The sequence below is a fragment of the Dactylosporangium sp. NPDC000521 genome, from assembly GCF_042898305.1.
In the GTDB taxonomy this organism is placed as follows: Bacteria; Actinomycetota; Actinomycetes; order Mycobacteriales; family Micromonosporaceae; genus Dactylosporangium.
Genome location: NZ_JBIAYW010000002.1, coordinates 529,032 through 552,488, shown reverse-complemented (window position 1 = coordinate 552,488; position 23,457 = coordinate 529,032). Strand labels below are relative to the sequence as shown.

The window sequence follows — 23,457 nt, the reverse complement described above, 5'->3', positions numbered from 1 at the left end:
TCGCTTCGGCTAGTTCAGGTCCGCGGGGGCCGCGAGGCGGCCGACGACGGCGGTTGCGGCGGCGACCTGGGGCGACACCAGGTGGGTGCGCCCACCACGGCCCTGCCGGCCCTCGAAGTTGCGGTTGGAGGTCGAGGCGGAGCGCTCGCCCGGCTTCAGCGTGTCCGGGTTCATGCCCAGGCACATCGAGCAGCCCGCGAAGCGCCACTCGGCCCCGGCCGCGGTGAAGACCTCGTCGAGCCCCTCCTCCTCGGCCGCGGCGCGGACCGACGCGGACCCCGGCACGACGAGCATGCGCACGCTGTCGGCGACCTTGCGGCCGCGCAGCACGTCGGCGGCGGCACGCAGGTCCTCGAGCCGGCCGTTCGTGCACGAGCCGAGGAAGACCACGTCCACCGCGACGTCGCGCAGCGGCGTGCCCGGCGTCAGGTCCATGTACTCCAGCGCCTTCTGCGCCGCGACGCGGTCGGCGTCCTCGGCGAAGTCGGCCGGGTCCGGCACGCTCGCGCCCAGCGGCGCCCCCTGGCCCGGGTTGGTGCCCCAGGTGACGAACGGGGTGAGGTGGGTGACGTCGAGCGTGACCTCGGTGTCGAACTTCGCGCCCTCGTCGGTGCGCAGCGTCTGCCAGTACGCCTTCGCGCGGTCCCAGGCCTCGCCCTTCGGCGCGTACTCGCGGCCCTCGACGTAGGCGAACGTGGTCTCGTCCGGCGCGATCATGCCGGCCTTGGCGCCCCACTCGATGGACATGTTGGAGACCGTCATCCGGCCCTCCATCGACATCTTCTCGATCGCGGGCCCGCGGTACTCCACCACGTGGCCGCGGCCGCCGCCGGTGCCGACCTGGGTGATGAGCGCCAGCACCAGGTCCTTCGCCGTGACGCCGGGGGCGAGCTCGCCGACGACGTTGACCGCCATCGTCTTGAGGTGCGGCTGCGGCAGCGTCTGGGTCGCCAGGACGTGCTCGACCTCACTGGTGCCGATGCCGAACGCGATCGAGCCGAACGCGCCATGCGTGGAGGTGTGCGAGTCGCCGCACACGATCGTCATGCCCGGCTGGGTCAGGCCCAGCTGCGGCCCCATGACGTGGACCACGCCCTGCTGCGCGTCGCCGAGCGAGTGCCGGCGCACGCCGAACTCGTCGCAGTTGCGCCGCAGCGTCTCGATCTGGGTGCGCGACACCGGGTCGCTGATCGTCAGCAGGTTGTCGGTCGGCGTGTTGTGGTCCTCGGTCGCGATCGTAAGGTCGGGACGGCGCACCTGGCGGCCGCTCAGCCGCAGGCCGTCGAACGCCTGCGGGCTGGTGACCTCGTGGACCAGGTGCAGGTCGATGTACAGCAGATCCGGCTCGCCTGCGGCGGAACGGACGACGTGCGCGTCCCACACCTTCTCTGCGAGCGTCCGCGGTCGTGCTTCTCCCACCATCTGGACATCCTAAAATTTGGGAGGTATGTTTCGGTCTGTGGGACACAGTATGAGCGGTGTCGGCGTGCTCGACAAGGCGGTGGTCATTCTGGCCGCCTGTGTCGACGGCGCCAGCCTTGCCGAACTGGTGGACCGGACCAAGCTTCCCCGGGCAACGGCGCACCGGCTCGCACAGGCCCTGGAAATCCACCGATTGCTTGTTCGTGACGCGCAAGGACGCTGGCGGCCGGGCCCGCGTCTGGGCGAGCTCGCCAACGCGGCACCGGACGTTCTCCTGACCGCGGCCGAGCCGATGCTCACCGCGCTGCGCGACGCGACCGGCGAAAGCGCGCAGCTCTACCTCCGCCGCGCCGACGAGCGGCTCTGCGTCGCCGCCGCCGAGCGCGCCAGCGGTCTGCGCGACACGGTGCCGATCGGCTCGGTGCTGCCGATGACCGCCGGCTCCGCCGCCCAGGTGCTCCTCGCGTGGGAGCCGCCGGAGGCGGTGATGCCGCTGCTGCCGCGCTGCAAGTTCACCGGCCGCACCCTCGCCGAGGTCCGCCGCCGCGGCTGGGCGCAGAGCGTCGCCGAGCGCGAGGCCGGTGTGGCCAGCGTCTCGGCGCCGATCCGCGACCGGACCGGCCGGGTCATCGCCGCGATCAGCGTGTCGGGCCCGATCGAACGGCTCGGCCGGCGCCCCGGCGACCGCCACGCGATGGCCGTGGTGCGGGCCGGACAGCGCCTGTCCGGCCTGTAACGTGCGGCACACCGGGGGGCTGTAGCGTGCGGCGCATCGAGCCCGCCTGACTGAGGAGACCCCCGTGCCTGAGTCCACCCCTGCCAGCCCGGAACCCATCGACGACGGCCTCTCCGAGGCGCCCGACACCCCGGAGGGTGAGGGGTCCGGCGTCGGCCAGGCCCCCTCGGGCGCCCCGGACCGGCCGTCGAACGCACCGGGCTCACCGACCCCGGACGGCCCGCAGCGCCCCGGCACACCCACCGCACCGACCGCGCCGACGCCACCGGCTCCGAGCGGCGGCAGCGGCGGGCGGGGCGGCTGCATGACCGCCATGCTCGGCCTGATCGTCCTGATCGCCGCTCTGCTGGGCATCGCCGCTCAGCTCTAGGAACTGAATTTCGGGTGCTCTCGGGCGCCACCGCCCCGCTACGATGCCGCAGTCATCCACGGGGAGGAGAGCCACATGTCCGAGAGCACCCAACCACCCGAAGCGCCTTTACCCGCAGCGGACGCCGGGATCGACGCACCCTCAGCCGGTGCCGCGATGAACACACCCGCGGCCGACGCCGGGGTCCGTCCGCCCGCGGCCGACGCCGGGGTGGACACCGTCGTGCAGACCGTCGACGGCGACGCTCCGGCGTTCGCGGCCGCTGGCGACGCTCCGGCGTTCGCGGCCGACGGCAGCCCCACCGAGGTGCCGGGACGGCCACGGCGGCGGCTCGCCGTCGTCCTGAGCGCCGTGGCGGTCGTGGTCGCGGTGCTGCTCGGCGGCGGCGCGATCGCGCTCGCCAGAATGTGGAACGGCCCGACCGGCACCCTGCCGGAGGACCTCGTGCCCGCCTCGGTCGCCGCGTTCGCCCGCATCGACCTCTCCCCCGGCATCGGCCAGCGGGTCAAGGTCGAGGCCCTGCTGCGCAAGGCCGGCGGCAGCGGCCCGACGACCCTCGACGCCACGAAGCGCGACATCTTCGCCGATCTCGAGGCGCCCATCGGCTACGACGACGTGGCTTCCTGGTTCGACGACCGGATCGGCGTCGCCAGCTGGGCCGCCCCGGAGCAGGGCAGCAAGGCCGTCACCCTCGTCGTCGCCTCGTCCCGCGACGACGCCAAGGCCCGCAAGGCGCTCACCGCCGCCCAGCAGAAGGCCGGCACCGACGACCTCGGCTTCGTCGTCGACGACGGGCACGTGCTGCTCGCGTTCGACGGCAAGGACCTCCAGCGGACCGCGACCGCGGCGGCCGCCGCCGCGGCGAAGGCCCCGCTGTCGAAGGACCCGGCGTTCACCGCCGCGGTGGCGAAGCTCCCCGCCGGCCAGCCCGGCCTCGCGTGGGCCGACCTGGCCCGCGCCAGCGACCTGGCGCAGGCGTTCTTCGCCTTCGACGCGGGCGACATGGGCGACCCGGGCGACGTCGACGAGAAGGACGCCGAGGTCACCGGTCCCCCGGTCGCGCTGCCGGAGCTGCACGGCACGCTCGTCGTCGGCGTCCAGGCCGGCGACGACGGCCTGGAGCTCCGGGCCCGCGTGTCGGGCGGCTCGGGTCTGCCGCTCACCGCCACCTCCACCGGCACCGACGCACTCGCCCTCCTGGGCGCGCTGCCCGCGGACACGACCATGGCCGGCGCCGCCGGCGGCCCGCTCGGCGACCTGTCATTCCTTGGCGGCGCCGGCATGATCCTGTCCTCGATCCTGTTCCCGCTCGCCAGGTTCGGCGGCTTCGACGACGACCTGGACGACCTCCCCCCGCCCGGCGTGGACCCGGGGAAGGTCGTCAAGCTCCCGCCGGGCATCGACCCCACCGACCGGGCTGCGGTCGAGAAGTACTTCCGGGAGTACTTCCAGGAGCACCCGGAGCTGCTCGACGGCGCCGTGAGGCAGCCGCTGCCGGCGAACGTGCCCGACACCGCGGCGGTCCAGAAGGGCATCCAGGCGCTGGACAAGGCGATGACCGCCGCGACGTCGGTGACGTTCGCCGTGGCCGGGCCGGAGGCCGAGGAGCACGACCTGGGCGGTCCGCTGCAGGTCGACCTGCGGCTCGCCGACGCCGCCGCGGCCAGGCAGCTGCAGGCCGACCTCGCCGAGCTGCTGAAGGCCGGCGGGACGGTGTGCGAGGTCCACGAGGAGCACGTGGTCCTGCGGACGAAGACGTTCGCCGCCGGTACCGGCGGAAAACTCGCCGACAGCGAACGCTTCCGCGCCGCGACCGCGGGCGGGGTCCCCGGCGCCACCGCGGCGTTCTACGTCGACGGCGAGCGCGGCGACACCGCCCCGGCCAAGGGGATCGGCGTGACCGTCGGCCACGACGGCACCGACACCGTCGTGATGGCCCGGGTCCTGATCGGCTAGAGCTCCACCACCTCACGCCCCAGCGGCCAGAAGGCGACCGGCACCAGCTTGAAGTTGGCGATCCCGAACGGGATCCCGATGATCGACAAGCACAGCGCCACCCCGGCCACCACGTGGCTGAGCGCCAGCCACCAGCCGGCGAGCACGACCCACAGGATGTTGGCCAGGCCCGACGCCACCCCGGCGTCGGGCTTGGCCTGCACCGTCCGGCCGAACGGCCACAGCGAGTACAGGGCAAGCCGCCACGCCGCCACCCCGAACGGGATCGTCACGACCAGCAGGAAACAGATCGCCGCGGCGAAGGCATAGCCCAAGAACAACACGAACCCGCCGCCGAAGATCAGCCACAGCACGTTCAGCACGAAGCGAATCATGCTTCGATCATGCGCCTGCCACGCCACCGGCGAGAACGACGACCTCGTCGGCGCAGCCCCAGGAGAGGGTGACGCCGGCGCCGCCGTGGCCGTAGGCGTGCACGAGGCCGACGCCGCCGGGCAGCCCGAGGCCGGCCTCGACCCTGGCGCCGCCGTGCCGCGCGGGCCGCAGCCCCGCCGCCTGCCACACCACGGGCGCCCCGGCCAGCTCGGGGACCAGCTCGGCGCAGCGGGCCAGGATCGCCGCCGTGGTCGCCGGGTCGACGGTGGTGTCCCACTCGCCGGGCTGGAACGTGCCGCCGAGGACCACGTCCCGGCTGCGGGGATGGATGTACGTCATGCCCGCCGGGTGTTCCTCGTCACGCACCGAGGTGACGAGGCCCGGATTGGCGACGCCGACGATCTGGCCGCGGGCGGGGTGCACGGCGGGGTCGTCCGCCAGGTCGCGGGCGGCGAGCCCGGTCGCGTTGACCACGACCGACGTGCCGGCCACGAGTCGCGGCACGTCGGAGAGGCGCTCGACCCGGTGCCGCGCGAGCCGGCCGCCGGCCGCGCCGAACCGGTCGAGCAGGCACTGCAGGTACACCGGCATCTCCACGGAAGGGACGGTGAAGCGCCACTCGCCGGGCCCCTCGGCGAAGTCCGGCACGGCCGGGGCCCACCAGGGCGTCGTGTGCGGGCGGCGCAGGATCATGCGAGTGGGCCGGGGCACCACGCCGGGCACGCCCCGCGCCGCCTGCGAGGTCAGCTCGTCGAAGGTGCGGCGGGCCCAGCTCAGGACGCGGGGGTCGGCGTCGGTACGGGTGGGGTACCAGACCGCGGCGGCCAGGCTCGACACGGTGCGCCTCGGCTCCTCGGCGGTCACGACCGTCACGGTGTGCCCGTGCTCCTGCAGGCGGATGGCGCAGGTGAGTCCGATGATCCCGGCGCCCAGGACGGTGACGTGGCTGCTCATGTCCCCACTGTGCGGCCCTCGCCGCGGCGGCGTCCAAAACCGGCTCGCTGCGATCTGATAAGCCTGGCTTATGGAACTGCGACGGCTGCGGTACTTCACGGTCCTCGCCGAGGAGCTGCACTTCACCCGGGCGGCGGCCCGGCTGCGCATCGCCCAGCCGGCGCTCAGCCAGCAGATCCGCGTCCTGGAGCGGGAGATCGGCGCGCGGCTGGTCGAGCGGGGCCGTGGCGGCTGCGCGCTCACCCCCGTCGGCACGGTCGTCGCGGCGGAGGCGGTCACGCTGCTGGCGGAGGTCGCCGCCGCGGAGGAGCGGATCGCCGCGGCGGTGCGCGGGCAGGGTGGTCGGCTGCGGTTGGCGTACACGCGATCGGCCCGCGGCGGCAGCGTCGACGAGCTCGTCGAGCGGTTCCGCGCCGCACACCCCCTCGTCGAGGTGGTGCCGGAGACGGGCTGGACCGCGCCCAACGTCGCCGGTCTGCTCGCCGGGCGCTACGACGCGGCGTTCGTGCGGCCGCCGGTCGACGACCCCGGCATCCGGTGGGTGCCGATCGACACCGAGGAGCTGCTGCTCGCGCTGCCCGCCGGGCACCCCCTGGCCGCGCGCCGCCGGGTGCCGCGGGAACTGCTGCGCGGCGAGCCGGCGGTGATGTGGCCGCGCGACAACGGACCCGGCATGTACGACCGGATCGTCGCGCAGGTCTGGCCCGGCGGCGGCTTCGTGCTCGCCCGGCACGAGCCGGACGACGAGCAGCTGCTGCGCTCCGTGGCGGCGGGCGGCGTGATCGCGGCGGTGCCCGCGGGCCGGGCCCGGGCGCTCCGGGTGCCCGGCGTGGTCCTGCGCCGGTTCACCGGGGCGCCGCCGACCGTCGACATCGGCCTGGCCTGGGCGGCATCCGGCCGGAATCCGACGGTCCGCGCCCTGGTCGCGCTCGTGTCACCTTAAGGGGCGTTGGACCCTACCTTAAGTGAGAGCGCTCTATCGACCCTTTTCCATAAAGGTTATTTACTGTTAACAATCCTTCCTTTACATTGACCGCATCACCCCCACTGCACGAAGGGAGCGATCGATGCGAAGAACGATCGCGCTGGTTCCGCTGGCGCTCGCCGCCATCGCCACGTCACTGCTCGTGTCCGCCCAACCGGCGGCCGCCCACGGTTACATTTCCTCACCCGCCAGCCGTCAGGCGATGTGCGCCCAGGGCCGGGTCGCCAACTGCGGCGAGATCGTCTACGAGCCGCAGAGCGTCGAGGGCCCGAAGGGCCTGATGAGCTGCAGCGGCGGCAACAGCCGGTTCGCCCAGCTCGACGACCCCAACAAGGGCTGGCCGGCGACCGCCGTCGGCAACTCGGTCACGTTCAGCTGGGTGCTCACCGCCCGGCACTCCACCAGCACCTGGGAGTACTTCGTCGGCGGCACGCGCATCGCGGTCATCGACGACGGCGGCCGCCAGCCCGGCGCGACCGTCTCCCACACGGTGAGCCTCGGCGGACGCACCGGCCGGATCATGGTCCTGGCCCGGTGGAACATCGCCGACACCCCCATGGCCTTCTACTCCTGCGTGGACCTGCAGGTCGGTGGCGGCGGGAACCCCACGCCGACGCCCACCCAGCCCTCCCCCTCGCCGACGGTGAACCCCACCCCGACCCCGACCACCACCACGCCGCCGGCGGGTGGCACGTGGGCGGCCGGGACGGCGTACAAGGCCGGTGACCGCGTCACGTACGGCGGCGCCACCTACCAGTGCCGTCAGGCGCACACCGCCATCGCCGGTTGGGAGCCGCCCAACGTCCCGGCGCTCTGGCAGCGGGTCTAGCTCGTCGTCTTCGGGGGTGCCCGTCCGCCGGGCGCCCCCGGCTTCTCGGAGGAGGAACGGATGCGATTCCTTGTACTGGTCTCGGCGTTGCTCCTCGCCGGCTGTGCCGCCGCCCCGGCGCAGCCGGCACCTCCCGGCGCTGCCGGACCCGCGGCTTCCTCCCGAGTCTTCAACGACACCGACGTCATGTTCACCCAGATGATGGTCGCCCATCAGGCGCAGGCGCTCGCGATGGTGCGCCTAGCGCGCACCAAGGCCGTCCGCGAGGACGTGCGGACCCTGGCCGCCGCGATCGACGTCACCGAGGCCGACGAGACCAAGACGATGCAGGTCTGGCTCCAGTCGTGGAACCAGCCCCCGACCGCCGCCCCCGACTCGCACGCGGGCCACGGCGGCGCCCACGGCACGAACCCCGACGACATCGCCGCCCTCGCCACGTTCGACGGCGCCGAGTTCGAGAAGCGCTTCCTCAACATGCTGGTCGCCCACCAGCACAACGCGGTCGAGATCGCCCGCATGGAGACCGGCTCCGGCGTCAACCCCGGCGCCCTCGACCTGGCCAAGCGCATCACCGACTCCCGTACCGCCGAGATCCAGCAGATGCTGCGCCATCTGGAATCCGCGTAGCTCCTCCGGGACCCCGCCGCGTATCGACAACCATTACCTTGAGTGTCGACGACGGCTTCGGCGGACGGGGGTCTGCGCATGCTGACACGAAGCAAGGTGTGGTTGACCGTGACGGCGATCGCGGTGATCGGGCTGGCCGCGGGGCTCGGGGTCCGGTGGCTGACCCGCGGCCCCGACACGACCACGACACCGATCACGTCCGTCGCCACCGCCGCCGGCGACGGCCCGGAGCTGGAGGTGTCGCTCACGTACTCCAGCTGCCACGAGCTCGACCGCATCGACGTCGCCGAGAACTCCAGGACCGTCACCCTCACCGCCCGCCTGCGCTCCAGGGCCCCGGGCTCCTGCGGCACCGTCCCGACGACGACAAAGACCACCCCGGTCCCGCTGAAGGCCCCACTGGACCACCGGACCGTCGTGGACGGCACCACCGGCTCGCCGCTCCGGACCGGCTGACCGCTCCCGGTCGCTACTCGCAGGCGATGCCGTCGCCGTCGCGGTCGAGGTCGTAGACGTCGTCGCCGATGACACGGACCGGGCCCTGGACGTACGACGGGCCGTTGCCGCTGCCGCCCTTGCAGTCGACGTCGACCGGATCGTTCGGCACGCACGGGGAGTAGTTCGGGTTGCAGTTCCCCGCGGGCTTCGTGGTCGCCTTCGTGGTGGGCGCCTTGGTGGGTGCTTTGGTGGGCGCTTTGGTGGCGGCCGGGTTTGCCGGCGGGTTCATGGTGGTCGGCGGCGCGGTCGTCGCGGGCGGTGTCGTCGCCGGGGCGCTCGTCGTGGCGGCCGTGGCTTCGGCGGGCGACGCGGCTTCGGCAGGCGACGCGGCTTCAGCGGGCGTCGCGGCGGACGTCTGCGGCACCGCGAGCGCGCCCGTGCGGGCCAGGTCGCGGGTGCCTTCCGGGCGCCCGGCACCGGCTCCGATCGCGGCGATGCCGCAGATCCCGGCGACGACGACCACGAAGGCGGCCACCGCGATGGCCGTGACCCGGCCGGGGCGCGGACCCCTCTGGTTGATCGGCGGTTGTGTCACCTCGCGAAGTCTGCTGCCGGCACCTTCTGGCGGACAGTAGCCGAACGGACGCGTCTGGTGAGATCGACGGCTGGACTCGGCCGCGAACGGCGGGGCGTGCATAGACTCGGGCACATGAGCGTGACCAACTGGGCGGGGAATCTGACGTTCGGCGCCGCCCGGGTGCATCGACCGTCCACGGTGGACGCGGTGCGGGAGGTCGTGGCGGGGGCGGAGCGGGTGCGGGTGCTCGGGTCGGGGCACTCGTTCAACGACATCGCCGACACGACGGCGGATCTCGTGAGCGTGGCGGGCCTGCCGTTCGAGCCGCGGATCGACGCGGCGGCGGGGACGGTCACCGTCGCCGGCGGGGTGCGATATGGCGAGCTGGCCACGTTCCTGGACGCCGCAGGGTATGCGCTGCACAACCTCGGGTCGCTGCCGCACATCTCGGTGGCGGGGGCGGTCGCCACCGGTACACACGGATCCGGCGCGAAGCTGGGCAGCCTGGCGACGGCCGTGGCGGGGGTCGAGATCGTCACCGCCGGCGGGGAGCTGGTGCGGCTGGAGCGGGGCGACCCAGGCTTCGCGGGCAGCGTCGTGGCGCTGGGCGCCCTCGGCGTAGTGGTGGGTGTGACGTTGGAGGTGCGGGAGTCGTACACCATCCGCCAGCACGTCTTCGAGCACCTGCCCCGGAAGGTTCTCGACGCCCGCTGGGACGAGATCGTGGCCGCGGGCTACTCGGTGAGCCTGTTCACCACCTGGTCGGGCGACACGGTCGATCAGCTGTGGCTCAAGCTCGCCGACGGGGAGGAGCCCGACGGGTTCGGGGCGGTGCCCGCGACGCGGCCGATACACCCGATCGCCGCGATGCCCGCGGTCAGCTGCACCGAGCAGGGCGGCGTGCCCGGGCCGTGGCACCGGCGGCTGCCGCACTTCAAGCTGGAGTTCACGCCGAGCAGCGGTGAGGAGCTGCAGAGCGAGTTCTTCGTGGCGCGGCAGGACGCGGCGGAGGCGTTCGCCGCGGTCGAGCGGCTGCGGCACCTCGTGACGCCCGTTCTGCAGATCTCCGAGATCAGGGTCGTGGCGGCCGACGACCTGTGGCTGAGCCCGTGCTTCGCACGTGACAGCGTGGCTCTGCACTTCACCTGGATCAAGGACTCCGCGCGGGTCGCGCCGGTCGTCGCGGTCCTGGAGGAGGCGCTGGCCCCGCTGTCGCCCCGGCCGCACTGGGGCAAGGTCTTCCACCACGCGGCGCGCCCTTCCCGCCTCGCCGACTTCCTCGCGCTGCGTGACCGGCTCGACCCGGACCGCAAGTTCAGCAATGCGTTCGTGGAGCGGCATCTGGCGGCGGAGTAGATTTCACGGCGTGCGTATCGCTCGTTTCGCCCACAGCAGTGGCATGTCGTTCGGAGTCGTCGAGGGCGAGCCCTCGGCCGGGCTCGCCGGGCTCACCGTCGCGGAGATCGAGGGTCACCCGTTCGGGGAGCTGCGGTTCACCGGCCAGCGCTGGGCCGTCGCCGACGTGCGGCTGCTCTCGCCGATGCTGCCCAGCAAGGTGGTGTGCGTCGGGCGCAACTACGCCGACCACGCCGCGGAGCTCGGCAACGACGTGCCGAAGGAGCCGCTGCTCTTCCTGAAGCCCTCCACGTCGATCATCGGCCCCAACGACGCCATCCGGATCCCGCCGCAGTCGCAGCAGGTCGAGCACGAGGCCGAGCTCGCCGTCGTGATCGGCGTCACGGGCGCCCGCCGCGTCGACCGGGCCGGCGCCGCAGCGGCCATCTTCGGCTACACCGCCGCCAACGACGTCACGGCTCGCGACCTGCAGCGCAAGGACGTGCAGTTCACGCGCGGGAAGAGCTTCGACTCCTTCTGCCCCATCGGCCCCTGGATCGTCACCGGCCTGGACGTCAGCGACGTCGAGGTCCGCTGCGAGGTCAACGACGAGGTCCGCCAACTCGGCCGCACCAAGGACATGGTCTTCGACGTGCCGACTCTTGTGTCATATGTCTCACACGTCATGACCCTCCTCCCCGGCGACGTGATCCTCACCGGCACCCCCGCCGGCGTCTCCCGCATGGTGGCCGGCGACGAGGTGACCGTCACGATCGAGGGCGTCGGTGCACTCACCAACAAGGTCCTGACCTTGGAATAGGCGTTTTTGCGACAACCGATTTGGCCTGGTGCGTTCGCTCCGGTAAAGTTCTCAACCGGCGCCGAAAGCGCCAATGGGGTATGGGGTAATTGGCAGCCCAACTGATTCTGGTTCAGTTAGTCTAGGTTCGAGTCCTGGTACCCCAGCACCGCAGCAAGATCGCGGTGCTGTACAGTTCCACCGCACGACACAGCAAGACCTGGGGCCCCGTCGTCTAGCGGCCCAGGACGCCGCCCTCTCAAGGCGGTAGCGCCGGTTCGAATCCGGTCGGGGCTACAGTCCAATGGGTCCACCCTGTTCACGGGGTGGACCCGTTCGCGTTGGTGGACTTCCGCGTTCCCCGCGCAGCGGCTCCGCCGCCGCTCCCCAGTGGGGGATTCTCACCCCACACCCCCAATGCTCCGCTTCGCGTCGCACCGCTCGCTGCGCGTCGCGGGGGCGGGGCTCGCTTCGCGTCGCTTTGGGCTACGCGCCCATCCGAATCGTTGTGTCGCGCCGATCAGAGTTGCCCGGGTTGCGCATCACGTTGACCAGCCACACGGAAGCGCCGCACCGTCGAACCCGAACCGGCCTGCCCAGGCACCACGCCGGGCAAAGCCGGCCGCAGCGCCCACACCACGCCAGCCAGCCAGCCACACGGAAGCGCCGCACCGCCCACCCGAACCGGCCTGCCCAGGCACCACGCCGGGCAAAGCCGGCCGCACCGCCCACACCACGCCGGCCAGCCACACGGAAGCGCCGCACCGACCGCCCGAACCCGAACCGGCCCACCCAGGCACCGCGCCGGGCAAAGGCCTGCCGCAGCTCGGCGGCATGTCGATCAGCCCGCACGGGGGTGCCGTGCCGACGGGGTTCGCCTCGCACGGGGCGCTGCGGGGCTCAGCGCGCACTGGGACTACGAACACCGCACCAACGCCGCACGGGGCTCCGCCCGCCGATCAGCATCACCAGACCGCCACGCCGCTGCACGAACCGCCGCGCCGGTGGGGCGCGGGCTGTGGGGCACCGTGCTGCTCAGCGCCTGCTGGGCCGACGATCGCTCCGCCAACCACGGGCGTCGCGCCGGCCGCGTCAGACCAACACCATGGGGCACCTACTCGCGCCGTCCAGCGACGCCCGACCACGGGGCACCGTGCCGGCGGGGCCATCCCCACAGAGCAACATGCCGACCGATCCGCTCAGCATGTACAGCTTGTCGTCCCAGCGGTCCGCGGTTTGGGGCAGGGCGGTCTCGCAGGCGGGAAGGATGTCGGCGGCCAGGTCGAAGCAGTCGGCGACCAGCTCGCTGGGGTCAGCGGGCTGAGCTTGTAGGACCACTTGTACACGTGCAGGCAGCCGGGCTGCTCGCTGGCGAGATGGGTCTCGCGGGTCGGTTGCAGCCGGTCCGCTTGCGTGAAGCCGGTCAGCACACTGCGCAGCCGGCCGCCTGCGGGCATGACTCATCGGCGCGTCACCGCCGACGCGCTGATGTCAACCTCGTGACTTGCGCTGCTCGACCTGGCCGCCGCCTGAGCCCACGTAGCGACGGCGACCAGACATCTTCAAGCCGCTCTGCGCGCCGCCCCGACGGCCGCGATTTCCTCGCGCGCTCGACCTGCCACAACGTCCACCGGATCTCCCGCCTCCAGGGCGAGTACCTGAATCCGTAGCGCGGGAGCCCGCCTGAGGATCTTGGACGTGATCTCGCGGCGGTGGCGCAGTCGTTCGGTGAAAGCTCCCCGCTCGTCGTCCGCTCGGGCCGTAAGGCCGGCCCCGCAGTCCCCGCAGCGGTTTCTGCCGGCACGAGGCGTGGGGCGCGGGTAACAGACTGGGCAAAACAGACGCCCGGTCGTGTGACGAAACAGCTCGGCCCTTGCCGGACAGCGCTCGACCGCGACCCGCACAAGATCGCGGGGACGCACGACCGGAACGCGGCAAAGCCTTGCCGAGAGCTTCGGCGAGAGTGGTCTTGCCAGCGGCCGGGGGACCGATCAAGCAGATCGGTCGTAGGGGCGTCTCCGAGGTCACGAGAAGCTCACGACCTTATGTTCGCCGAGCTCAATGCCGTACCGCTTGTAGACCTTCGTGGTGTTCTCGCTCGTGAGCTGCGACTCATCGTAGCCGAGCAGGGCAGCGACGCGGTGCACCTCTTCGGGGGACGCGGCCTCGATCTCCAGGTACGGCGGGATCATCGGCCACTCGTCGATCTCCAGCTGGGCGCCGTCGAGGGCGAAGCTCGTCCTGCGGTTCTCCTGATAGGACTTCGGGTGGAAGCCCAGGAAACCCAAGAGCTCATTCGTCGCGTCCAGGTCGTCCACGGTGACCTCGACCTCGTAGGTGCCGTCGATGCCGTCGTGGGAGATCTCCTTGACGGCAAGCGTGGTCTTCGTGCCGTTGTCGCGCAGCCGGATCCACTTGCTCTCGTCGCCCGCGACGATGTCGTACACGTAGCGGCGCTGGAGCGTCGGGGCGCCGGCCTCGCTGCCGCCCTTGGAAAGAATCAGGTCCGCCATCGCGGCCGGGTCGATGTCGAGCACCTTCGCCTCAAACTCTGCGGGCACGTCGAGTCCTTTCACAACAATCAATCGCCGGACAACTGGCGGTACTCGGCGTCACGAAGCGCCACGACCTCCCGGCACAGATCGTGCCGGACGAACTCTGCGACAGGCATGCAGAGGTCCATGCGCTGGATGCAGACACCGACCTGGTATCCACCACGAGCGTCGCGATAGAGCCGGACGCCGTAGAAGCCTTCCTGGCAATCGGTGTCGTTGTTGAACCTGCACCCCGCGCACGTCTTGGGCAAGCGGACGCTCCGGATCTGCTTGAACCAGATCGTCCGGCCGTTCGGCAGTTCGTAGGCCGTGCGGCTGCCGGAGACGCCTGCAGTCACGTGGTGCGTCGTGGCCACGGCATCCAGGTCGGCGAGGATCTGAGTGATCGCCGCGATCGACTCCGCGCCGTCATCGAGCGAGTTCAGCAGCCGCACGCTGAGCCAGGGCGAATACTCCTCGAGCAGCCGGCGCACGCGTGAAGCGTGGCCGTAGTTCGGAACGACGATGTTCGCGCTCGCCCGGATGCCTGCACGTTCGGCCGCAGCCATCGATTCCTTAAGTGCCGCGATCTTCCGTTCGGCGCGGTGGACGTTGGCGAAACGGGCGTGTTGCACCTGGGCAAGCTCGTCAGGCGTGGTGCCGAAGATGCTGAAGTTGACGCGGTCGAGTCCTGCCCGCGCGCAGTCCTCCAGAACGGCGGCGCCCCGCTCGCCGTTCGACGTGACACAGGCCCGAAGCCCGGTCTGAACGCCGGCCTGCACGATCTCGGCGAGTCGAGGATGCAGCGTCGGCTCACCACCGGTGAGATGCAGTTCGTTGAGATCCAACGCATCGCGCAGGAGGGCCAGCGTCGAAGCAAACTCCGCGTCAGGCGCGACGGTCGCGGGCAGAAAATGGGTGCCGTTGGTGGCGAGGTAAATGGACACGCGGCCTGACGAACCCTGCGCGACGACAGGCGTTCCTTCGTTGTGGCAGAAGGTGCACGTCATCCCGCAGCCGTCGATGATCTTCACGCGCAGCGTTCGATCGGTGTGGACGTACGTGGGCACCGAAGCCCGCGTGCCGGGCTTGCACGGAGTCACGACCATGCGCCCGACCTGACGTCGAGAGCGTCGATCTCCCGCGTGGTCCAGCCCGCGTCGAGGAGTACATCGCGCGCCCAGGCTTGCGTCTCGCACGGGAGCGGGGTGGCGCGGCTCAAGCAGCGCGCACCCGCCGGATGGTCGATCGAGCAGTGAACGCGAATCGCGAGCTGCGCAAAGGCTAGGTCTTCTTCGGTGGGGTCGGGCGGACGAGTCATCCCATCGTCCCTTCGACGCTGGCTGATGTGACTGGTCGCGAGTGATCGCTAGACAGAGCGTCAGGGATCAGCCAGGATCGTTGAAGGTGGTAAGCGTTTCCCTCCGTTGCCTCATCCGCCGATGACCGAAGAGACTCCTGACCTCGGCGAGATTCTGAGGGCTGCCCGCGAGGCGGCCGGATGGAGCCTGTCCCGAATGGGTCGGGCGACCGGGTTCAGCAAGCCGTACCTCTCGAAGCTGGAGACCGGCGGCAAAGAGGTGAAGCCTTGGCACATCGAGGCGTATGACAAAGCGCTGGGAGGTGACTCCGTGCGTCGTCGAGCGTTGCTGGTCATGGGCGCGAGCTTCGTGTCTCAGGCAGTCTGGGCCGAGCTGGACATGCCGATGTCAGGGCCGCCGAGAGTGGACCCGCACGAACTCGCCGCACTGGAAGCCTCAGCGGACATGTTGACCAGCCTGGGCTTGCAGCATGGTGGCAGGGCCGCCGTGGCGGCAGCACGCGGCCAGTTGAGGTATGCCGCAGGGTTGCTGGATCTGGACATGTCCGACGCGGCGAGGGGATCGCTACTGACGACGGTTGGCCGGCTCGCCGACCGGACGGCATGGTCCATGGCCGACAGTGGGCAGCTCAAGCAGGCGGACAAGATCTACGACTTCGCGCTCACCGTTACACCCGACCCCGTCCAACATTGGCTTTCGCTCGTCAACCTCGCCGGCCTGCGCCTTGACCAGGACGAGCCGCAACGCGCCCTTGACCTGCTGGATCGAGTCGAACCGGGCCTTCCCGTGCTCCAGTTCCTGGTCAACTCGGCACGAGCCCACGCATACGCCCTACTCGGCGACTTCTCGCGAACCGTTCGCCACATCGGAGTCGCCGACGATGCGCACGCGGCTGTCGACCTGTCGGATCTTCCGTCGGCGATTCACCCCTACGTCTCGGGGCACGAGGCGCACGCGCACTCTGCCGCAGGCAGAGCGCTGTATGTGCTTGCTCGCGCTGGTCGGCAGAAGGCGGCACCACTTGCCGCCGGCAGGCTGGAGGCGGCCGTTGTAGCGTTCGGTCCCGACCGTGCACGGGCGATTGCGAGTTGCAGTCGACGGCTGAACGTGCTCGCCGGCTGACTCAGGTGAGTGCGCGTTCGCAGTAGTCGATCAGTAGCGCTCGTAGCACGCTTGAGCGCTCGGCGAAATCGCGCTGGTACCGGACGTACTCGGCTCGGCCCTCAGGTGTCTCGACGTGGAGCGGCGTCAGCCCGATGGTCGCCAGGTCGTACGGACTCGCGCGCATGTCGAGGGTCCGGATCTCCTTCGCCAGCTCGAAGCAGTCAGCGATCAGCTCACTCGGCACGAGTGGGGAGAGCTTGTAGGCCCACCGGTAAACGTCCATGTTCGCGTGCAGGCATGCCGGCTGATCGTGCTCGTGCTGCGTTTCGCGCGTGGGCTGGAGCAGGTTCAGCGGTCGTGCCGGCGGGGTGAAGAACCGGAAGGCGTCGAAATGGCTGCACCGCACGGTGATCTCGTCCACGAGTGCCGCAGTGGCCTCGGGGCCGAGTCGCAGCGGCAGGATGTTGTGCCGCGTCTCGTCCGGCGTCTGCCGGTAGACCATCGCCCACTCGTGCATCCCGAAGCAGCCGAAGTGCGGCGCCCGACCGGCGGTGGACGCCAGGAGGCGATAGATCCATTCGACGGAGGTGCGGCGGCGGCCCAGCACGGCGTTCACGTCGAGGCGGACGCCGCCGTCACCATCGGCCACGAAGTCCGGTCCGAAGTTTCCCGGATCGGCGTCGGCCAGCACGACACCCGGCCCAGGCTGCCAGCGGCGGAGCTGTGCGGGCCGGAAGTTGTAGTAGGTCAGGAGGAACTCTTCGATCGAGTGGCGGCCGTGCGCGGCGCGCTTGGCGAGGTGATCCTTCAGGAGTCCGTCGATCCGCTGCTCATGCTGTGTGCGTCGGACACGCCACCGCGAAGCAGTCAGGTGTTCGGAGGCGGTCCAGTGGGCGGCGGTGGTCACGAGTCCTATTCTGCCTGTCCGGCCCGCGCGCTGGGAGAAGGCCGCGAGGGTGGGCGGCGGCGTTCCAGGTGCGGCACGATCCACCGGTCGGCCCGTGCCTCGTGGGCTGCCCTGCGGGCGTCGTCTGAGAGCACGCGACCAGCTTAGGTTGTACCGTCACACGCATGCGGAAGCTCGGTGCAATGCTCGCCGTGGCCACAGCCTGCACACTGGTGCTCGCAGGGTGTGGTGGCGAGTCGAAGGAACGGGCCCAGCCGGCGGCGCCGGGGTCGGCCACCCCGGGGAAGAGCTCGTCGGCGGCGCCGGCGCTGGTGCTCGGGAAGCCGAGCAGCGTCAAGGTCGCCGTGGGGGCGGGGCTGAACGGGGCGCCGTTCGACGTGGCGCGGAGCGTGACGATGCCGACGGGGTGGAGTGCGTCGGTCTACGCGCGGGTCGAGAAGGCCAGGTTCCTGACGTTCACGCCGAGCGGTGACCTGCTGGTCTCCCAGCCCTCGCAGGGCAAGGTGCGCGTGGTGCGGGGCGGGAAGGTCACCGAGTTCGCGTCCGGGCTCAACGTGCCGCACGACATGGTGTTCGCCGAGGTCGGCGGGGCGACGTGGCTGTTCGTGGCCGAGGCGGACAAGGTCGTGCGCTACCCGTACAAGAGCGGGGACCTCAAGGCGCACGACGGCCAGGTGGTCGTCGACGGGCTTCCCGACTTCAGCACGCCGGAGCTGCGCGGCAACTACGCGCACGTGCTGAAGAACATCGCGGTGAAGGACTCGAAGCTGTACGTGTCGATCGCCTCCACCTGCAACGCGTGCGTCGAGGACACCGTCAGCGACCCGCAGCGCGCCGCGATCTACACGTTCGACGCCGCCGGGAAGAACGCCGGCAAGCACCTGCTGGCGCGCGGCATCCGCAACGCCGAAGGCCTCGCGTTCCGGCCCGGCACCGACGAGCTGTGGGCCGTGGTCAACAACCGCGACAACACGCTCGTCCCCGACGACCGCGACGTCGACGGTGACGGCAAGTCCGACAAGGGCAAGCGGATGAGCCAGTTCGTCGACCAGTACCCGGTCGAGGAGCTCATCAAGGTCCGCGACGGCGGCTTCTACGGCTGGCCGTTCTGCAACCCCGACAGTGACAACGGCACCCACAACCTGCCGTTCCACCGCGACTACGAGCTCAACCGCGACGGCCAGAAGGCCGACTGCACCAAGGCCGACCGGATCGACCTCGGCCTGCCCGCGCACACCGCGCCCCTGGGCCTGACCTTCGTGCCGGCCTTCGAAGGCGCCGTCGTGCCGCTGCACGGCTCGTGGAACAGCACGAAGCCCGTCGGCTACAAGGTCGTGTTCGTCCCGTGGACCACCGGCGGCCCCGGCGACCCGGTCGACCTGCTCAGCGGCCTCGTCGACACGAAGGCCGGCAAGCCCTGGCTCCGCCCCGTGGACGCCGCCCTCGACGCCGACGGCTCCGTCCTCGTCAGCGACGATCTCGCCGGCACGATCCTGCGCCTCACCCCGCCGAAGTAGGCCGCGATCCCCGCGGGGGTGCCGTCGCTGAGCCTGCGCCTCACCCCGCCGGAGCAGACCCGAGCCTCGCGGGGGTGCCGTCGGCGAGCAGAAACTCGACGCCGACGGGTCCATTGTGGACCGTGACGGTGCCGTCGAGCGAGACCGAGACGTCCAGCAGGCCGTCGGCGACCTTCAGGCCACGGACGCGGAACGCGCCGACCGGCGACGGGACGAGCGGGTCGAACGTGACGCGCCCGGCGGGGATGTCGACGTCCAGGCCCAGCAGCACGACGAGCACCGCCGGCCCGGCCGCGGCGGACCAGGCCTGCGGCCGGCACGCCGCCGGGTACGGCGTCGCGGCGTCGTCGCCACCGTACAACTCGGGCAGCCGGGAGTCGAAACGCTCGGCGGCGTCGAGGAGGGCGCCCACCAGCGCCGCCGCCTCCTCGCGGTGGCCGTCGCGGGCCAGGCCCAGCAGCGCGATCGCGGTGTCGTGCGGCCAGACCGAGCCGGCGTGGTACGAGCCGGGGTCGTAGCCGGCCGAGGACCCGGCGAGGGTCCGCAGCCCGAACGGGGAGCGCAGGCGGCCCAGCCAGTCGGCGACCGCGGCGCTCTCGGCGGGTGACAGCAGGCCGGTGCCGAGCAGGTGGCCCATGTTCGACGCCACCGCGTCGACCCGCTCCCCGGTGCCGGTGACGGCGAGCGCTGGATAGCCGCCCGGGCACCAGAACGCGGCCCTGAACCGGTCCGCGAGATCGGCCGCCGCCGAACGCCACCGCGAGGCGCCCGGGCGGCCGAAGGCGTCGAGCAGGTCGGCGCCGTCGCGGAAGGCCTGGTACGCGTACGCCTGGACCTCGCACAACGCCAAGGTCCCGCTCGCGATGCGCCCGTCGGCGAACTGGATGCCGTCGGCCGAGTCCTTCCAGCCCTGGTGGGTGAGGCCGGCGCCGGTGGTGCGGTAGGTGACGAAGCCGCCGTGCGAGTCGAGCCACGCGAGGGCGGCCTCCGCGGCGGGCAGCAGGGCCTCCACGGCGTCGGGGCGCATGCCCCAGCGGTACGCGTCGGCGAGGGTGCAGACGAAGAGCGCGGTCGCGTCGACGCTGCCGTAGTAGACCGGCGGCAGCCGGTGCGCGGCGTCCTGGCGGCGGATCTCGTGCGGGATCCGGCCGGGCTCTTCCTCGTTTTCGCCGATGTACGAGGTGTGCTGCCGCTGAGAGGTGCCGTGCTGGGGCGAGGCGTCCTGCCGCCCCGAGGCGCCTCGCTGGGCCGGGGCGTCCTGCACGGCCGACGGGCCCGGCAGTCCTGCCGGCGAGGTGCCCTGCAGTCCTGCCGGCGAGGTGCCCTGCAGGTCCGTAGTGCCTTGGTGGGCCGCGAGTGTCCGGAGGGTGCCGGCGGCGACGTCGGTCCCCAGTGGCAGGGCGAGCCGCGCCGACCAGAGCGCGTCCCGGCCGAACAGCGTCAGGTACCACGGGCTGCCGGCGCTGTAGTACAGGTCGCCGCGGCGCAGCGCGTCGAGGTCCTGGACGCCGGTGCGCACCAGCGCGTCGAGCCGGGCGTCGCCGGCCGCGACCCGCAGCGTGCTGAACCGCTTGGCCCGCGGGATCGGCGGGACGTCGGTGCGGGTGAAGCGCAGCTCGGCCGCCCACCCTTCGCCGGGCGCCAGCGTGACGGTCCACCGCAACGCATCGCCGGCCTCATCCGGCGCCGGCGTGGCGTCGAGGCGGACCGTCATGCCGTCCTCGGCCCGCGCCTCGGCGAGCAGCGGCACGACGTCCACAGTGGACCCGTCGCGAACGGCGCCGGTGGTGGCGAAGTCCGTGGCGGCCACCACCGCGAGCGTGACCACCCGCGGCTCGTCGGCCTTGTTGGCCAACGTGATCGTCTCGGTGCCGCCCAGCGGCTCGGCCAGCCGGCTGCGTGCGATGGCGAGGCCACCTCGTACATCCGCGAAAACCGCTGAAGCAGCACCGGTGCGACGCACGTCCCGCGCTGCCACGGCCACGCCGTCGACCGTGACCTCCAGCCGTGCCAGCACCCGGCGGTCCTCGACGTAGAGCCCGTCGGCGCCGCCGGTGAGCTGACCGGACGGCCCTGACAGCCACATCGCCGGGGCGGCCACACAGGTCACATGCGCGTGCAGGTCGTGATTCGCCACCCGTCGCACGGTACGTTAACGGCTGTGAGCGGCGACGCGAGACCGGGCTGGCTACGGCGCACCGAGGCCGAGCAGCGCTGGCCCGCCGCGCTCGCGATCGCCGTCGCGGTGTCCGTGCACCTGCTGCTGCCGGCCGACCTGGCGCCCCGCCCGCGCTGGCTGCTGCCGGGCCTGGAGGTGGCTCTGCTGCTCAGCGTCGTCGTGGTCAACCCGCTGCGGATCAATCGCGAGACCCGCGTCCTGCGGCCGCTGAGCATCGGCCTGGCCGCGCTGCTCGGCGTCGCGACGGCGTGGTCGGCGGCGCTGCTCGTGCGGGAGCTGTTCGGGCACGGGCACATCACGCCGTCGCACCTGCTGCTGTGGGCCGCCGCGATCTGGCTGACGAACGTCATCGTGTTCGCCCTCTGGTTCTGGGAAGGCGACCGCGGCGGCCCGGCTGCCCGCGCCGAGGGGAGCGACCCCCACCCCGACTTCCTCTTCACCCAGATGACCGCCGGCGCCCTCGCGCCCCGCGACTGGGAGCCGAAGTTCTTCGACTACTTCTACCTGTCGTTCACCAACGCCACGGCGTTCAGCCCGACCGACACCATGCCGATGTCCACCTGGGCCAAGGCCGGCATGCTCATCGAGTCCGCCGTCTCGCTCGCCACCGTCCTGCTCGTCGTGGCCCGCGCGGTCAACGTGATCGGCTGAGGCCCGTCTCAGGTCTTCTCACCCTCGCCACAGCAACGCTCGAATACCTTCCGCTGCAGCTACCACGGGAGGCACATCATGATCGAGGCTGTCGGCCTCACCAAACGCTACGGCGACCGCATCGCCGTCGACCAGCTGTCGTTCACCGTGCGGCCGGGCCAGGTCACCGGGTTCCTCGGCCCGAACGGCGCCGGCAAGTCCACCACCATGCGGATGATTCTCGGGCTCGACGCCCCCACCAGCGGCCGCGTCACCATCGACGGCCGCCCGTTCGGCCGCCTGGACAACCCGATGCTCGAGGTCGGCGCGCTGCTGGACGCCAAGGCGATCCACGGTGGGCGCAGCGCGTACCACCACCTCCTCTGCCTCGCGCAGACCAACAACATCCCGCGCCGCCGGGTCGACGAGGTCCTGGAGATCGTCGGGCTCACCGTCGTCGCGCGGAAGCGGTCGAAGGGCTTCTCGCTCGGCATGGGCCAGCGGCTCGGCATCGCCACGGCCCTGCTCGGCGACCCGCGCATCCTCATGTTCGACGAGCCCGTGAACGGCCTGGACCCCGAGGGCATCCTCTGGATCCGCAACCTCATGAAGTCCCTCGCCGCCGAGGGCCGCACCGTCTTCGTCTCGTCGCACCTGATGAGCGAGATGTCGCTGACCGCCGACCACCTGCTCGTCATCGGCCGCGGCCGGTTGATCGCCGACTGCACGGTCCAGGAGTTCATCGAGCAGAACTCGGTCCTGGCCACCCGCGTGCGCACCCCCGATCTGTCGGCGTTGGCGGCGTTGGTACGAGCGGCCGGCGCCACCGCCGTCGTCGAGCCCGACGGTGCGCTGCTCGTCACGGAGCTGCCGATGCGCGACATCGGGGACCTCGCCTTCTCGCATGGCCTGCGGCTGCACGAGCTGGCGCCCTTGCAGGCGTCGCTGGAGCAGGCGTTCATGGAGCTCACCAAGGACAGCGTCGAATACCGGGGGACCCGATGACGACTTTAACGGCCCGCCGCGCCGGCTTCGACGGCCTGCTGCGCTCCGAGTGGACGAAGCTGCGCACCGTCCGCTCCACCACCTGGTCCCTGGTGGCGATGGCCGCCATCTCGGTCGGCCTGATGTCGCTGATCGCCTGGCTCCTCATGCGCCAGTGGTCGTCGTTCTCCCGGGAGGATCAGGCCGTCCTGGCCGCCGAACCGCTCCAGATCATCATCGACCAGCCCGTCTTCATCTCACAGCTCGTCGTCGCCGTCCTGGGCGTCATGGTCGTCTCCGCCGAATACACCACCGGCATGATCCGCTCCACCCTGCAGGCCCAGCCCCGCCGCCTGCAGGTCCTGTCCGCGAAGGTCCTCGTCTTCGCGCTCCTGATGTTCGCCGTCGGCGAGGTGCTGAGCTTCGCGGCCTTCTTCACCGGCCGCTGGATCATGTCCGACCACATCCCGGTCACCCTCTCCGACCCGGGCATCGCCAGATCCGTCTTCGGCGCCGGCCTCTTCCTGACGGTGCTGGGCCTCTTCGCCCTCGCCTTCGGCGCCATCGTCCGCCACACCGCGGGCGCCATCACCGGCGTGCTCGGCCTGATCCTCATCGTCTCCAACCTGACCACCCTCCTTCCCGGCAAGTGGGGCGCCCACGTCCACACCTGGATGCCCACGAACGCGGGCAAGCTCATCTTCAAGCCGACCCTCCCCCCGGACCCGATCCTGACCCAGTGGCAGGGCCTGGCCGTCTTCACCGGCTGGACCGTCCTGCTGCTGGCCGTCGCCGCCTTCCTGTTCAAACGGCGCGACGCCTGACCCACCCGCGCACCGGCCCAGCCACTCGGGCGCCCCCGCCGCGTATCATCGAC

At 71.5% G+C, this 23,457-nt stretch carries 22 protein-coding genes and 2 tRNA genes; 16 read left to right on the top strand and 8 right to left on the bottom strand.

Annotated elements, in window-relative coordinates; translation table 11 throughout:
• Positions 1 to 9: 9 nt before the first annotated feature.
• Positions 10 to 1,422, bottom strand: a complete 1,413-nt coding sequence (gene leuC, locus ACFY3L_RS08220; RefSeq protein ID WP_389320069.1) for a 3-isopropylmalate dehydratase large subunit — start codon at positions 1,420 to 1,422, stop codon at positions 10 to 12.
• Positions 1,423 to 1,471: 49 nt separating this feature from the next.
• Here leuC and ACFY3L_RS08215 point away from each other — a divergent pair, with 49 nt between their 5' ends.
• From ACFY3L_RS08215 to ACFY3L_RS08205, 3 genes are all read left to right on the top strand, one after another.
• On the top strand, positions 1,472 to 2,158 hold the full coding sequence (locus ACFY3L_RS08215) for an IclR family transcriptional regulator (protein ID WP_033357786.1): 687 nt from the start codon (positions 1,472 to 1,474) through the stop codon (positions 2,156 to 2,158).
• A 64-nt stretch (positions 2,159 to 2,222) separates the two neighbouring features.
• Complete coding sequence (locus ACFY3L_RS08210) at positions 2,223 to 2,528, top strand: hypothetical protein (protein WP_389320066.1); 306 nt, start codon at positions 2,223 to 2,225, stop codon at positions 2,526 to 2,528.
• 156 nt (positions 2,529 to 2,684) lie between these two features.
• The gene (locus ACFY3L_RS08205) at positions 2,685 to 4,484 is read left to right on the top strand and encodes a hypothetical protein (RefSeq protein WP_389320063.1); all 1,800 of its coding nucleotides are present in this window, start codon (positions 2,685 to 2,687) and stop codon (positions 4,482 to 4,484) included.
• On the opposite strand, the gene ACFY3L_RS08200 is transcribed toward ACFY3L_RS08205, so the two are convergent.
• The gene (locus ACFY3L_RS08200; protein WP_389320061.1) at positions 4,481 to 4,858 is read right to left on the bottom strand and encodes a YccF domain-containing protein; all 378 of its coding nucleotides are present in this window, start codon (positions 4,856 to 4,858) and stop codon (positions 4,481 to 4,483) included. The two genes, ACFY3L_RS08205 and ACFY3L_RS08200, sit on opposite strands and share 4 nt — an antisense overlap.
• A 7-nt stretch (positions 4,859 to 4,865) precedes the next feature.
• Complete coding sequence (locus tag ACFY3L_RS08195; RefSeq protein WP_389320058.1) at positions 4,866 to 5,813, bottom strand: FAD-dependent oxidoreductase; 948 nt, start codon at positions 5,811 to 5,813, stop codon at positions 4,866 to 4,868.
• A gap of 70 nt (positions 5,814 to 5,883) precedes the next feature.
• Here ACFY3L_RS08195 and ACFY3L_RS08190 point away from each other — a divergent pair, with 70 nt between their 5' ends.
• The 4 genes from ACFY3L_RS08190 to ACFY3L_RS08175 all read left to right on the top strand — a co-directional run bounded on the left by ACFY3L_RS08190 (position 5,884) and on the right by ACFY3L_RS08175 (position 8,710).
• A complete protein-coding gene (locus ACFY3L_RS08190) occupies positions 5,884 to 6,756 on the top strand; it encodes a LysR family transcriptional regulator (RefSeq protein WP_389320055.1) in 873 nt (290 codons plus the stop codon).
• Between the two features lie 124 nt (positions 6,757 to 6,880).
• Complete coding sequence (locus tag ACFY3L_RS08185; protein ID WP_389320052.1) at positions 6,881 to 7,627, top strand: lytic polysaccharide monooxygenase; 747 nt, start codon at positions 6,881 to 6,883, stop codon at positions 7,625 to 7,627.
• 60 nt (positions 7,628 to 7,687) lie between these two features.
• A complete protein-coding gene (locus ACFY3L_RS08180; protein WP_389320049.1) occupies positions 7,688 to 8,254 on the top strand; it encodes a DUF305 domain-containing protein in 567 nt (188 codons plus the stop codon).
• A gap of 108 nt (positions 8,255 to 8,362) precedes the next feature.
• The gene (locus ACFY3L_RS08175) at positions 8,363 to 8,710 is read left to right on the top strand and encodes a hypothetical protein (protein ID WP_389320046.1); all 348 of its coding nucleotides are present in this window, start codon (positions 8,363 to 8,365) and stop codon (positions 8,708 to 8,710) included.
• A gap of 13 nt (positions 8,711 to 8,723) precedes the next feature.
• Here ACFY3L_RS08175 and ACFY3L_RS08170 read toward each other — a convergent pair whose 3' ends face one another.
• Complete coding sequence (locus ACFY3L_RS08170; protein WP_389320043.1) at positions 8,724 to 9,287, bottom strand: hypothetical protein; 564 nt, start codon at positions 9,285 to 9,287, stop codon at positions 8,724 to 8,726.
• A 114-nt stretch (positions 9,288 to 9,401) separates the two neighbouring features.
• On the opposite strand from ACFY3L_RS08170, the gene ACFY3L_RS08165 reads away from it, so the two are divergent.
• From ACFY3L_RS08165 to ACFY3L_RS08150, 4 genes are all read left to right on the top strand, one after another.
• On the top strand, positions 9,402 to 10,625 hold the full coding sequence (locus ACFY3L_RS08165; protein ID WP_389320040.1) for an FAD-binding protein: 1,224 nt from the start codon (positions 9,402 to 9,404) through the stop codon (positions 10,623 to 10,625).
• Positions 10,626 to 10,635: 10 nt separating this feature from the next.
• Positions 10,636 to 11,424 (top strand): fumarylacetoacetate hydrolase family protein, encoded by a 789-nt coding sequence (locus ACFY3L_RS08160; protein ID WP_389320037.1) that lies wholly within the window; start codon positions 10,636 to 10,638, stop codon positions 11,422 to 11,424.
• A 74-nt stretch (positions 11,425 to 11,498) separates the two neighbouring features.
• Positions 11,499 to 11,570, top strand: a tRNA-Gln gene (locus tag ACFY3L_RS08155).
• A 57-nt stretch (positions 11,571 to 11,627) separates the two neighbouring features.
• Positions 11,628 to 11,700: transfer RNA gene (locus ACFY3L_RS08150), tRNA-Glu, on the top strand.
• A gap of 1,727 nt (positions 11,701 to 13,427) precedes the next feature.
• On the opposite strand, the gene ACFY3L_RS08145 is transcribed toward ACFY3L_RS08150, so the two are convergent.
• Together ACFY3L_RS08145 and ACFY3L_RS08140 are read right to left on the bottom strand one after the other, a co-directional pair.
• On the bottom strand, positions 13,428 to 13,964 hold the full coding sequence (locus ACFY3L_RS08145; RefSeq protein WP_389320034.1) for a class IV adenylate cyclase: 537 nt from the start codon (positions 13,962 to 13,964) through the stop codon (positions 13,428 to 13,430).
• 20 nt (positions 13,965 to 13,984) lie between these two features.
• Positions 13,985 to 14,971: a radical SAM protein gene (locus ACFY3L_RS08140; protein ID WP_389320031.1), complete on the bottom strand. Its 987-nt coding sequence runs from the start codon at positions 14,969 to 14,971 to the stop codon at positions 13,985 to 13,987.
• Between the two features lie 408 nt (positions 14,972 to 15,379).
• Here ACFY3L_RS08140 and ACFY3L_RS08135 point away from each other — a divergent pair, with 408 nt between their 5' ends.
• Positions 15,380 to 16,381 carry a helix-turn-helix domain-containing protein gene (locus ACFY3L_RS08135; RefSeq protein ID WP_389320028.1) on the top strand — a complete coding sequence of 334 codons (1,002 nt, stop codon included), beginning with the start codon at positions 15,380 to 15,382 and terminating at the stop codon, positions 16,379 to 16,381.
• 1 nt (position 16,382) lies between these two features.
• On the opposite strand, the gene ACFY3L_RS08130 is transcribed toward ACFY3L_RS08135, so the two are convergent.
• A complete protein-coding gene (locus ACFY3L_RS08130; protein WP_389320025.1) occupies positions 16,383 to 17,270 on the bottom strand; it encodes a 3-methyladenine DNA glycosylase in 888 nt (295 codons plus the stop codon).
• A 164-nt stretch (positions 17,271 to 17,434) separates the two neighbouring features.
• On the opposite strand from ACFY3L_RS08130, the gene ACFY3L_RS08125 reads away from it, so the two are divergent.
• Positions 17,435 to 18,787: a PQQ-dependent sugar dehydrogenase gene (locus ACFY3L_RS08125; protein WP_389320022.1), complete on the top strand. Its 1,353-nt coding sequence runs from the start codon at positions 17,435 to 17,437 to the stop codon at positions 18,785 to 18,787.
• A 40-nt stretch (positions 18,788 to 18,827) separates the two neighbouring features.
• Here the strand turns inward: ACFY3L_RS08125 and ACFY3L_RS08120 are convergent, their stop codons facing one another.
• A complete protein-coding gene (locus ACFY3L_RS08120; protein WP_389320020.1) occupies positions 18,828 to 20,924 on the bottom strand; it encodes a glycogen debranching N-terminal domain-containing protein in 2,097 nt (698 codons plus the stop codon).
• A gap of 24 nt (positions 20,925 to 20,948) precedes the next feature.
• On the opposite strand from ACFY3L_RS08120, the gene ACFY3L_RS08115 reads away from it, so the two are divergent.
• From ACFY3L_RS08115 to ACFY3L_RS08105, 3 genes are all read left to right on the top strand, one after another.
• Complete coding sequence (locus tag ACFY3L_RS08115) at positions 20,949 to 21,617, top strand: hypothetical protein (RefSeq protein WP_389320017.1); 669 nt, start codon at positions 20,949 to 20,951, stop codon at positions 21,615 to 21,617.
• 78 nt (positions 21,618 to 21,695) lie between these two features.
• Positions 21,696 to 22,601, top strand: coding sequence for an ATP-binding cassette domain-containing protein (locus tag ACFY3L_RS08110; protein WP_389320015.1), 906 nt, complete (start codon positions 21,696 to 21,698; stop codon positions 22,599 to 22,601).
• Positions 22,598 to 23,404: an ABC transporter permease gene (locus ACFY3L_RS08105; RefSeq protein ID WP_389320012.1), complete on the top strand. Its 807-nt coding sequence runs from the start codon at positions 22,598 to 22,600 to the stop codon at positions 23,402 to 23,404. Before ACFY3L_RS08110 ends, ACFY3L_RS08105 begins: the two co-directional genes overlap by 4 nt.
• Positions 23,405 to 23,457 lie beyond the last annotated feature (53 nt).